Source organism: Streptomyces sp. NPDC058653, from assembly GCF_042716895.1.
Taxonomy (GTDB): Bacteria; Actinomycetota; Actinomycetes; order Streptomycetales; family Streptomycetaceae; genus Streptomyces.
This window is the reverse complement of the sequence record NZ_JBHXRM010000028.1, coordinates 100,814-111,345: the sequence shown is the minus strand read 5'-3', so window position 1 is coordinate 111,345 and position 10,532 is coordinate 100,814. Positions and strand designations below refer to the sequence as shown.

At 71.6% G+C, this 10,532-nt stretch carries 10 protein-coding genes; 1 reads left to right on the top strand and 9 read right to left on the bottom strand.

Features of this window, described 5'->3' with window-relative positions; all coding sequences use genetic code 11:
• Positions 1-86: 86 nt before the first annotated feature.
• The 4 genes from ACFWU9_RS23495 to ACFWU9_RS23480 all read right to left on the bottom strand — a co-directional run bounded on the left by ACFWU9_RS23495 (position 87) and on the right by ACFWU9_RS23480 (position 4,282).
• Positions 87-848: an ABC transporter ATP-binding protein gene (locus ACFWU9_RS23495; protein ID WP_384321455.1), complete on the bottom strand. Its 762-nt coding sequence runs from the start codon at positions 846-848 to the stop codon at positions 87-89.
• Positions 824-1,723: an ABC transporter permease gene (locus tag ACFWU9_RS23490; RefSeq protein ID WP_384321453.1), complete on the bottom strand. Its 900-nt coding sequence runs from the start codon at positions 1,721-1,723 to the stop codon at positions 824-826. Before ACFWU9_RS23490 ends, ACFWU9_RS23495 begins: the two co-directional genes overlap by 25 nt.
• On the bottom strand, positions 1,720-2,808 hold the full coding sequence (locus tag ACFWU9_RS23485; RefSeq protein ID WP_384321451.1) for an ABC transporter substrate-binding protein: 1,089 nt from the start codon (positions 2,806-2,808) through the stop codon (positions 1,720-1,722). The genes ACFWU9_RS23490 and ACFWU9_RS23485 overlap by 4 nt, the downstream gene beginning before the upstream one ends.
• Positions 2,809-3,082: 274 nt before the next feature.
• Positions 3,083-4,282, bottom strand: a complete 1,200-nt coding sequence (locus ACFWU9_RS23480) for a sulfite oxidase (RefSeq protein WP_384321449.1) — start codon at positions 4,280-4,282, stop codon at positions 3,083-3,085.
• A gap of 309 nt (positions 4,283-4,591) precedes the next feature.
• Between ACFWU9_RS23480 and ACFWU9_RS23475 the strand changes: the two genes are divergently transcribed.
• Positions 4,592-5,194 (top strand): TIGR03086 family metal-binding protein, encoded by a 603-nt coding sequence (locus tag ACFWU9_RS23475; protein ID WP_384321447.1) that lies wholly within the window; start codon positions 4,592-4,594, stop codon positions 5,192-5,194.
• A 66-nt stretch (positions 5,195-5,260) separates the two neighbouring features.
• Here the strand turns inward: ACFWU9_RS23475 and ACFWU9_RS23470 are convergent, their stop codons facing one another.
• From ACFWU9_RS23470 to ACFWU9_RS23450, 5 genes are all read right to left on the bottom strand, one after another.
• Entirely contained in the window at positions 5,261-6,028 is a 768-nt protein-coding gene (locus ACFWU9_RS23470) for a sirohydrochlorin chelatase (RefSeq protein WP_384321445.1), read from the bottom strand.
• Between the two features lie 5 nt (positions 6,029-6,033).
• Entirely contained in the window at positions 6,034-6,936 is a 903-nt protein-coding gene (locus tag ACFWU9_RS23465; RefSeq protein WP_384321443.1) for an ABC transporter permease, read from the bottom strand.
• A complete protein-coding gene (locus tag ACFWU9_RS23460; RefSeq protein ID WP_384321441.1) occupies positions 6,923-7,714 on the bottom strand; it encodes an ABC transporter ATP-binding protein in 792 nt (263 codons plus the stop codon). Before ACFWU9_RS23460 ends, ACFWU9_RS23465 begins: the two co-directional genes overlap by 14 nt.
• Before the next feature lie 65 nt (positions 7,715-7,779).
• On the bottom strand, positions 7,780-8,904 hold the full coding sequence (locus ACFWU9_RS23455) for an ABC transporter substrate-binding protein (protein WP_384321439.1): 1,125 nt from the start codon (positions 8,902-8,904) through the stop codon (positions 7,780-7,782).
• Between the two features lie 260 nt (positions 8,905-9,164).
• Positions 9,165-10,532 (bottom strand): sulfate adenylyltransferase subunit 1, encoded by a 1,368-nt coding sequence (locus ACFWU9_RS23450; RefSeq protein WP_384321437.1) that lies wholly within the window; start codon positions 10,530-10,532, stop codon positions 9,165-9,167.

Genomic DNA, 10,532 nt, shown 5'->3' with positions numbered 1-10,532 from the left:
CGGTACGCTCCGACCGGGTGTGGCGCGCCCCTGGGGGGTGCCGGTGCGCGCGAACCGGGCCAGGGCCACCCGCCTGTCCGGGCCCGTCACACGGCGCTCTCCTCCCGCGCCGCGGGGTCCACCCCCAGCTCCCCGAGCAGCCGCTCACGCAGCGCGGCGTACGCGGCGCTGCCGTGGGCGCGGGGCGCGGGCAGCTCCACCGGGATGTCGGCGCCGACACGTCCCTCGGCGAGAACGACCACGCGGTCCGCGAGCACGATCGCCTCGTCCACGTCGTGCGTCACCAGCAGGACCGACGGACGGTGTCTGGCGTAGAGCCGTCGCAGCAGTACGTGCATCCGGATCCGGGTCAGCGCGTCCAGCGCGCCGAACGGCTCGTCCGCGAGGAGCAGTCCCGGTTCGCGTACGAGCGAACGGGCCAGCGACACACGCTGCTGCTCACCGCCCGACAGCTCCACGGGCCAGGCCTTCTCCCGTCCCGCCAGCCCGACCTCGGCGAGCGCGGCCCGGCCGCGTTCCCCCGCGTCCGGTCCGTCGAGACCGAGGACCACGTTGTCGAGCACCCGCTTCCAGGGCAGCAGCCGGGCGTCCTGGAACACGACGGCGACCGGGTCGGGGGAGCTGACCTCCCCACTGCCCGCGACATCGTGGTCGAGACCGGCGAGCGCGCGCAGGAGCGTGCTCTTGCCGGAGCCGCTGCGGCCGAGCAGGGCCACGAACTCCCCGGCGCCCAGGTCGAGATCGAGACCGTCGAGGACGTTGCGCTCGCCGAAGGAGCGGATCAGGCTCCGGATCCGTACCGTCGCGGCCGGACGGCCGGTGGTCAGCCCGCCAGTGTGCGTCGCCATGACAGCGTCCTCCGTTCCACGAGCCGTACGAGCGCGTCCGACAAGAGCCCGAGAAGCCCGTACACGACCAGACCGACGATGATGATGTCGGTCTGCCCGTACGTCCTGGCCAGCTCCATCATGTAACCGATCCCGCTGGTCGCGTTGACCTGCTCGACCACCACCAGCGCCAGCCAGGCACCGGTCACGGCGAACCGCATCCCCAGCAGGAAACCGGGCAGCGCGCCGGGCAGGACGACATGCCTCAGGAACGCCGTACGGCTCAGCCCCACCGTCTCGGCCAGCTCCACATAGCGGGTGTCAATGGTGCGCAGCCCGTTGTGCGTATGGATGTAGACGGGCACGAAGACGCCCAGCGCGATCGTGATGACCTTCATCGACTCGCCGATGCCGAACCAGAGGATCAGCAGCGGGATCAGGGCCAGCGACGGGATGGCCCGTTTGATCTGCACCGGGCCGTCGATCACGCCCTCGGCGATCCTGCTGAGGCCCGAGACCAGGGCCAGGAGCAGACCGGCGGCGACACCGAACAGCAGGCCCAGCGCGGCGCGTTGGGCCGAGGTGGCGAGGTTGGACTGGAGCCTGCCGTTCTCGATGAGATCGCCGGCCGTCGTCACGACGGTCCAGGGCGCGGAGAGGTTGCGGGCGTCGATGAGGCCGGTGGCGGAGCCCGCCGCCCATACGGCGAGGAGCAGCAAGGGGCCCAGCGCCCAGCCGTACGGGACGGGGCGTCCCAGGCCCAGCCTGCGGCGGGGCCCGAGCCGCTTGGTGGTGCGGGTGTCGCGGACGGGCGGAGAGGCGCCGGCCGGGGCGCTGCCCGCGGCGGCCGGCTCGGCCTTGGCCAGGGTGACTTCCTCGGCTGCCTCGGTGCTCATGATCCGCCTCCCGTCCCGGCCCCGGTGTCGGCCGCGGTGCCCGCGATCGCCCCGGCCCCGACCTTCTCGTAGCGCCGGTCGAAGAGGATCCCCGCGTCGAACGACTCCTTGCCGGTCTCCTTGGCCAGCAGGTCGATCGTCTTCTGCTGGTCGGCGACGGCCCGGGTCCAGTCGCCCGGGATGGCGGGGTGGCCGCCGGTCCTGACCAGATACTCGCCGTCCTCGCGCGAGAGCCCCTGGTCCTTCACGTAGTAGCCCTCGATCCACTCCTTCGGATGTGTGTCGATCCAGACCTCGGCCCTGGCCCAGTATTTGACGAACTCCCTGATGGCGGCGGCCTTCTGAGGGTCACTCACCGACGCGGTCGGCACCCAGAGATGGCTGGGGTCGTCCCGCAGCCCGTGCGGGATCGTCTTGCCGCCGTCCTTGCCGTACTTCGCCGGATACCGCTTGATGTTGACCCCGCCCAGCGGCGCCGCGTCGACCTGCCCGCCGCCGAGCGCGGTCGGGTAGACGTCCCCGGTGCTCGGCAGCTCGACCAGCCGCACGTCGTCCTTGGTGAGCCCCGCCTTCGCCAGGATGCGCAGCACGAGCGCTCCCTGGGCCTGCCCGGGGCTGTACGCGATCTTCTTGCCGCGAAGGTCGGCGAGGCTGTCGATGTCCGCGCCGGGTGCGATGCCGAGCTCGTATATCGGGTTCTTGATTGGGTCCGTACGGAAGGCCGCGGCCACCAGCTTGGTGTCGAGCCCGGTCCAGTGGGCGTGGATGGACGGGATCTCGGCCGCCGCGCAGACGTCCAGGGAGTTGGCCCGGAACGCCTCGGAGCACTGCGGACCGCCGCTGAGGTTCGCCCACGTGACCTTGAAGGGGAGCTTGTCGATCTGGCCGGAGAGCTTGAGTGCCACCTCGATCTCCGGACTTCCGATCGTGAGCTCGGTGTCCGGATCCACCGTCGTCGGAATCTCGACGTCGGAGAGGTCCTTCGAGGAGGCGGTGGTGGTGGCGGAGTTGTCGGCGCAGCCTGTGAGCACGGCCGAGCCGATCAGGACGGAGGCGAGCAGGGCAGCACGGAGTGCTCTGGACATGTGTGTTCCCGGTTCTCTGAATTGCTGGGGCCGACGCTGGATGGGGCGGAGAGGTCAGCTACAGAGGGCGGTGGCGACGCGCATCAGATCGACGGCGCGTCGTCTCTTGAACCGCTGGGACATGGACATGTCCGCGAAGCTAGCGGCCGTACGAAGCCACGGGCAAGGGAACCGGATCGGATGTGCGATACGGCAACAATGGCTTCGTACGCCCGCTATACGCCCGACACAGAAGGGGCCAGGGCCCCCGGGAGACCGATGGCGGCGCGCCGCCTCAGCCGACGGTGACCGGGACCCTGACCATGGCGTCGAAGAGGTAGCCCTGTGTGTTGGGCACCGAGCGCTCGGGCTGGGTGTTCCCCGCCATGTCCGTGGCGCGTGCCAGGAGGTGCGTCCGTCCCGCGGTGTGCGGGCGCCAAGGGGCCGACCAGCGGACCCAGTTGTTGCGCAGCGGGGTGTCCCGGAGCCGGGCCCGCTGCCAGCGTGTCCCGCCGTCGGTGCTGAGCTCGACGTGACGCACCGGGGCGTGGGCCGACCAGGCGCGGCCGGTCAGCAGATGGGTGCGGCCGGCGGCGAGCACGGTGTCCGGGGCGAGCTCGATGCCGGACTTGATGGTCTGCCGGGTGAGCGGGGCGCTGCCGCCGGGCGGGTACGACGGGCCGAAGAGCCGGTAGAAGTCCGTGTTCCAGGGCGAGTTCAGCGGCTCGGCGCTCACCTCGATGTCGCCGACCCACTTGATGGAGGCGATCCCCACCCAGGACGGCACGACGACCCGGACCGGATACCCGTGGTCGTACGGCAGCGGCTCGCCGTTCATCTCGTACGCCAGGATCACATCGTCCAGAGCCTTCGAAACCGGCAGCGGCCGGCGCACCCGGCCCAGGTTCACGCCCTCGGTGACGTAGTCGGCGTCGAGCCCGCTGGGCATCACGTCGACCGCGTGCGTGCCGATCCCGGCGAGCCGCAGCACGTCCGAGAGCCTTACGCCGCGCCAGCGGGCGACGCCGATGGCGCCGAGCGTCCAGGCCGTGCCGGTGGCGGCGTCGCCCTGCTGGGAGGTGTAGTAGCTGCGGCCGTTGCCCGCGCACTCGACGGCCACGTCGCGGGTGACGGAGGGGAGCCGGCGCAGCTGGTCGTAGGTGAACCGGACGGGGCCGCCGCGCAGGCCGCTGCCCCGGACCGTCAGGCTCCAGGTGTTCTTGTCGAGGACCGGGGTCGACGTGTGGTTGCGGACGAAGAAGCGCTCCACGGGTGTGTGGAGGCCGGTGTCGCGCAGGGCGGCGAAGTTGGCCTCGGCGTTGGTGCCCCGCACGGTGAACAGCTCGGGCGGGAGCGGCTTGACGATGCCGGGCACGGTCGGCCCGGCGCTCGGCCCGACGGCCGTCGCGGGTGTGGCGGTGGCGAGCTGCGCGGCCACCGGGGCGAGCGGGGCGGACGCGAGCAGCTTCAGCAGGGAACGACGGGCAGGGGTCATCACAGGACTCCTCGAAGGAGGGGAGGACCGCGGAGGTCCGGGAAACGGGGAGAGAGGGAGACAGGCGTCAGCGACAACAACAGCGGCGCGGCGAAAGGCGCGACATGACAGCCATGCCCGCATCGTAGACGCGCCTCTCCGGCCCGGTCGGTCCTTTCCCGTAGCACGCCGAGGATCATCGAGGCGGGCGTCCGAGAGGGCGCGGGAGGGGGCGGGGCGGAGAGGGGGCGGAGAGGGCGCCTGCCCGCCGTGCCGTGCGTGTCGCCTTTCTTCAAGACGGTGCCCGACGGGATTCCTACCGTGAGCCGTATGAACAGCGACACGAAGAACGCCATCAGCACCGTCCACCCGGCGATGCGGGAGTGCGCCGCCGAGGCCGCCCGGATCGCCGGCGCCGTACCCGCCGACCGGCTCACGGCGCCCACGCCGAGCGCCGGGTGGGACGTCCGGGCCCTGGTCAACCATCTGGTGCTCCACACCTCGCACGGACTGGAGCACCGCGCCCGGCGCGCCGAGATGCCCGAGACTTTCACGGCGTGCGACTTCACGGCGGACGCGGACTGGTCAGAGCGGTACGGGGTCGCGCTGGAGGGCGCCGTCGCCGCCTGGGAGACTCCCGCCGTCTGGGAGGGCGAGATCGGCGAGGGCGCCGGAGCCTCCCCGGCGGCCTCCGTCGCCGCCCTGATGACCCTTGAGATGGCCCTGCACGGCTGGGAGTTGGCGCGCGCCACCGGGCAGGAGTTCCGGCTCTCCGAGGGGACCGCGGCATTCGTCCTCGGAGTCGTCGAGGAGTACGCCGAGATGTATCGGCAGTACGACGGCTTCGCCGCCCCCGTCCCGGTCGCCGGGACGGCCGGCACCTTCGAGCGCGCACTCGGGGCGAGCGGTCGCGACCCGCTCTGGACCATCTGAGACCCCTGCCGGAAGGAGTCCCTCCGGACTGCTCCGGACCTCTCCCGTCTCAGGCCTCTCCGCTGCTCAGGCGGTCAGTACGGCGACCTTCCCGGGGGCCCTCGCCGCCTCGTAGCGCCGTACCAGCAGCCGCGCCAACTCCGGCGCGGGCCCCAGCACACCCGCCAGCACGTCCGCCCCCGACTCGCGCGCCCCCCGCGCGATACGGTCCGGCAGACGGCCCGGCGCGATCACGTACGGGGCCACGGCCACCCGCCGCGCCCCCTCCGCCCGCAGCTCGCGCACCGCGTCCTCCGTGCGGGGCAATGAGGCGGAGGCGAACGCGGGCCGCACGGCGCACCAACCGGTGCGCCGCCACTCCCGCGCGACCTGTGCGATCACCGCGATCGCCTCCGGGTCGCTGGAGCCCGCCGAGGCCAGTACGACCCCGGTGGAGCCCTTGTCGCCGGGGGTGAGCCCGGCCTCGTACAGCCGCCGCTCCAGCGCCTCGGTCAGCAGTGCCGACGGGCCGAGGACGTCCGCCTGCCGTACGGCGAGCCGGGGCAGCCGCGTCCGGGACTCGTGCAGCACCGCCGGGATGTCGGACTTGGCGTGGAAGGCGCGGGTCAGCAGCAGCGGCAGCGCCACCACGTCCCGTACCCCCTCCGCGTCCAGCCGCTCCAGCAGACGGGGCACCGAGGGGGCGTTGAAGTCCAGGAAGCCCGCCTCCACCCGCAGCCCCGGACGCAGCGCCCGCACCCGGCGAAGGAGCGCGTGCACGGTCGCGGCGTGCCTCGGGTCGCGGCTGCCGTGCGCGACGACCACGAGAACCGGGCGGTCGGCGGAGTGTGCCAAGGGGATCAGCTCCTGACCAGGAGACCGCGGCTGCGCAGGACGCGACGCTCCAGGGGCGAGAAGAACAGCAGGTCGATGCCGATGCCGACGATCAGGATGAGGATGATCGTCGCCAGTACACCGGACATGTCGCTGTAGGTGCGGAAGTTCTCCATGAGCTGGCCGAGTCCGGTCCCGAGGTCCGGCGAGCTGGCGATCAGCTCGGCGGCCATCAGCGAACGCCAGGAGAACGCCCAGCCCTGCTTCAAGCCTGCCAGATAGCCGGGCAGCGCGGCGGGCAGCAGGACGTGCCGGATGCCGTTGACACCGGTGGCGCCGATGGTCCGGCCGGCCCGCAGATAGAGCGGCGGGATCTGGTCGACACCGGCGACCAGACCGTTGGCGATGGACGGCACGGCGCCCAGCAGCACCACCGCGTAGATGGTGGCGTCCGTCAGACCGAACCAGATGATCGCCGCGGGCACCCAGGCCACCGACGGCAGCGACTGGAGCCCGGACAGGATGGGCCCGATCGCCGCCCGTACGACCTTCACCCGGGCGACCAGCAGCCCGAGCGGCGTACCGATGGCGACGGAGACGACGAAGCCCAGCGCGCCCCGGGACACACTCGTCCAGATGTAGCCGATGAGTGTGCCCTCCAGCCACATCCGCTCGATGGAGCGCCAGACGTCGAGCGGTCCCGGCAGGACGTAGTCGGGCTTGATGCCGGACGAGGCGGCGAACTGCCAGACCGTGATCACCAGGACGACCGCCACCAGCGGCGGAACGATCTTGGAGACCACGATGCTGCCGAGCGACACCCGCTCGGTGGTCCGGGTCTCCAGCGCGTCCAGGCCGGCCTCCAGACCCGCCAGATCGTGCTTGGACACCTTGGTGTCCGACGACGCGTCCGCGTCAGTGCTGGCCATGTCGGCGAATCTCCCCACGCAGCTCTTCGGTGATCTCCACGGACAGGTCGGCCACCGCGGAGTCCTCGATCCGGCGCGGCTGCGGGATGTCGATGCGCCACTCCCGCGCGATCCTCCCGGGCCGTGACGACATCAGCACCACGCGCTCCGCGAGCCGGACGGCCTCGCGGACGTTGTGCGTGACGAAGAGGACCGACACGTTCGTCTCGGCCCAGATCCGGGTCAGCTCCTCGTGCAGCACATCGCGGGTGATGGCGTCGAGCGCGGCGAACGGCTCGTCCATCAGCAGCAGTTGGCTGTCCTGCGCCAGCGCGCGGGCCAGTGCCACCCGCTGCCGCATACCGCCGGAGAGCTCGTGCACCCGCTTGCCGTACGCGCCCTTCAGCCGTACGAGCTCCAGCAGCCGCTCCGCCTCGCCGTGCCGGTCGGCCTTGGGCATGCCCCGCATCTTCAGGGCGAGTTCGATGTTCTTGCCCGCGGTGAGCCACGGGAACAGCGCGTGCTCCTGGAACATCAGGGCCGGCCGGCCGCCGGGGACGTCGATCGCCCCCTCCGACGGCAGATCCAGCCCGGCGACCAGATTGAGCAGGGTCGACTTCCCGCAGCCGGACGCCCCCAGCAGGGTCACGAACTCACCCGGAGCCACGTCGAGGCTGACGTCGTCCAGCACGAGCTGCCGGCCGCCGGCCCGGCCGAACGTCTTGGAGACATGGTCGAGACGGGTGGCGTACGGCTCTGTGCCGGCCGTTGTGGCCTGCTTGACGAGTGTGGTGGTCATGAGTCACACCTCCTGGGTCCTGGGGGGGCGGTCCGGTGACGGGCGGATCGGGTGAGCGCCCCGGGCTACTTGACGCCGAGACCGGCGTCGTCGATCGCGGGCCTGCCCTCGGCCTTCAGTACCTTGTTGAGGGGCGCCAGGTCGTAGATGCCGTCGAGCAGCGGGTCTTCGAGCAGCCCCGCCTTCACCGCGTGCTCGGACGAGATGCCGAGCGTCGAGGCGAGCGGGTCGTCGGTGATGTCGACGTTCTTCCACGCGGGGTCGATCACCTCGGGCGGCAGCGCCGCGCCCGAGTCCGACTTGAGCTTGGCGTTGGCCGCGGCCTTGGCCTCGTCGGGGTTCTCGTTGATCCAGGCGTTGGTCCTCACCGAGCCGCGCAGCACCGCCTCGACGACGTCCGGGTGCTCCTTGAGGAACTTCTGGGAGACGATCACGTTCGTGATGACGAACTTGCCGTCCTTCCAGAGCTTCTTCTCGTCCAGCAGCACCGAACCGCCGCCCGCGACCAGCTTCGACGCGGTCGGCTCGGGCACCCACGCGCCGTCCAGCGAACCGGACTCGAAGGAGGCGGGTATCTGCTTGTTGTCCTGGCGGATGACGGTGACGTCGCCCTTGCCGGTGGTGGTGTCGACCTTCAGGCCCTTGTCCGACAGATAGTTGAGCAGGGCCACGTCCTGGGTGTTGCCGAGCTGGGGGGTCGCGATGCGCTTGCCCTTGAGGTCGTCCAGGGACTTGATCTTCTTGGGGTTCACGACGAGCGAGACACCGCCGGAGGCGGAGCCCGAGATGATCCGCAGATTCTGGCCCTTGGACTTCGTGTAGCCGTTGATCGAGGGGGAGGGGCCGATCCAGCCGATGTCGATGGCGCCCGCGTTGAGCGCCTCGATCTCCGAGGGGCCCGCGTTGAAGACCTGCGGCTTGATCCTGGTGCCGCCCAACTCCTTCTGGATCAGGCCTTCCTGGAGGCCGACCAGCGCGGTGGCGTGCGTGATGTTGGCGAAGTAGCCGATCTTCACCTCGGCGAGGCCGTCGACCTTCTCGCCCTTGGCGGCGGGGGCGGCCTTCTCGTCCGTGTCGTCGTTCTCGGAGCCGTAGCCGCAGGCACCGAGCACCACGGTGAGCAGGGGCAGGACGGCGACGGCGGCGAGGGCGCGTCGGCGGCGTGGGGCGGTGGTACGGGTGGCTGGCACGGGAGGCTTTCCTCTCGTCGGCCCGTGCTCACTCCCCTCGGTGACGAGGCGGTGCGGCCGGGCGGTTGGCGGGTCTTCGGCGGAGCGGGTACGGCGGGCACGGCACCGGGGTGCCGGAGATTCGCTGGGCGCGCGTGCGGTGCGCGTACGTCAGCCCGCACATCGCGCCACCCCGCCCGTCCCCGCGCCGAGGGCGCCGCTGCCGACACGGCCGCCCTCCTTCGCGAAGGTCGCGAACACGTCGAGCGCGCCGGCCGCCATCAGAAGTCCCAGCCCTGGTCGTCGGCCGCGGGGTCCGCCGCCGGGGCGGGCGGCGGTTCGGCGGCGAACGACTCGCCCGCCATACCGGCCGTCAGCGTGGTGCCGTCGGCCGGGTCGATCAGCAGGAAGGAGCCGGTACGGCGCGAGTCGCTGTACGCGTCGAGCGCCAGCGGCTCCGCCGTACGGATCACGACCCGGCCGATGTCGTTGGCGACGAGCCGCCCCGGAGCGGGGTGCTGGGACAGGTCGTCCAGGGTGAGCCGGGACGGGATGTCCTTCACGATCGCCTTCACCGTGCGGGTCGTGTGCTTCAGCAGCACCCGCTGGCCGACGGTGAGCGGCCGGTCGGCGACATGGCAGACGGTCGCCTCGACGTCCCGCGTGGTCGCGGGGACGTCGAGGCTGGGCGCGATCAGATCGCCGCGCGAGACGTCCACGTCGTCGGAGAGCCGGATCGTCACCGACTGCGGCGCCCACGCGATGCCGACGCTCTCGCCGAGCGCGTCGATGCCCTCGATCGTGCTCGTACGGCCCGAGGGCAGCACGGTGACCGCCTCGCCGACGCGCAGCACACCCGAGGCGATCTGGCCCGCGTAGCCGCGGTAGTCGGGGTGTTCGGCGCTCTGCGGCCGGATCACGTACTGGACGGGGAAGCGGGCCGGGCAGCCGGACAGGTCGTGGCTGACGGCGACGGTCTCCAGGTGCTCCAGGACGGTGGGCCCGCCGTACCAGTCCATGTTCGCCGACGGCTCCACCACGTTGTCCCCGGCGAGCGCGGAGATCGGGATCGCGGTGATCTCGGGGACGCCGAGCGTGGCGGCGTACCCGGTGAACTCCTCGGCGATCGCCGCGAAGACGGGCTCCGCGTACTCCACGAGGTCCATCTTGTTGACGGCCAGCACCACGTGCGGGACCCGGAGCAGGGCGGCGACGGCCGCGTGCCGGCGGGTCTGCTCGACGACCCCGTTACGCGCGTCGACCAGTACGACGGCCAGCTCGGCGGTGGAGGCGCCGGTGACCATGTTCCGGGTGTACTGCACATGCCCGGGGGTGTCGGCGAGGATGAACCGGCGCCGGGGCGTGGCGAAGTAGCGGTAGGCCACATCGATGGTGATGCCCTGCTCGCGCTCGGCGCGCAGCCCGTCGGTCAGCAGCGCGAGGTCGGGCGTGTCCTGCCCGCGGCCCAGCGAGGCGCGCTCGACGGCCTCCAACTGGTCGGTGAGCACGGACTTCGAGTCGTGCAGGAGCCGCCCCACCAGCGTGGACTTGCCGTCGTCCACGGATCCGGCGGTGGCGAAGCGCAGCAGGGTGGTGGCCGACAACTGCTCGGCCAACTGGTCGGTGGTGCTCTGCCCGGTGGTCGTCAT

Excerpts from the sequence above, each read along its gene's own strand:
- ACFWU9_RS23495 (WP_384321455.1), bottom strand. The coding sequence starts at position 848 with ATGGCGACGCACACTGGCGGGCTGACCACCGGCCGTCCGGCCGCGACG.
- ACFWU9_RS23490 (WP_384321453.1), bottom strand. The coding sequence starts at position 1,723 with ATGAGCACCGAGGCAGCCGAGGAAGTCACCCTGGCCAAGGCCGAGCCG.
- ACFWU9_RS23485 (WP_384321451.1), bottom strand. The coding sequence starts at position 2,808 with ATGTCCAGAGCACTCCGTGCTGCCCTGCTCGCCTCCGTCCTGATCGGC.
- ACFWU9_RS23480 (WP_384321449.1), bottom strand. The coding sequence starts at position 4,282 with ATGACCCCTGCCCGTCGTTCCCTGCTGAAGCTGCTCGCGTCCGCCCCG.
- ACFWU9_RS23475 (WP_384321447.1), top strand. The coding sequence starts at position 4,592 with ATGAACAGCGACACGAAGAACGCCATCAGCACCGTCCACCCGGCGATG.
- ACFWU9_RS23465 (WP_384321443.1), bottom strand. The coding sequence starts at position 6,936 with ATGGCCAGCACTGACGCGGACGCGTCGTCGGACACCAAGGTGTCCAAG.
- ACFWU9_RS23460 (WP_384321441.1), bottom strand. The coding sequence starts at position 7,714 with ATGACCACCACACTCGTCAAGCAGGCCACAACGGCCGGCACAGAGCCG.
- ACFWU9_RS23450 (WP_384321437.1), bottom strand. The coding sequence starts at position 10,532 with ATGACGACCACCGGGCAGAGCACCACCGACCAGTTGGCCGAGCAGTTG.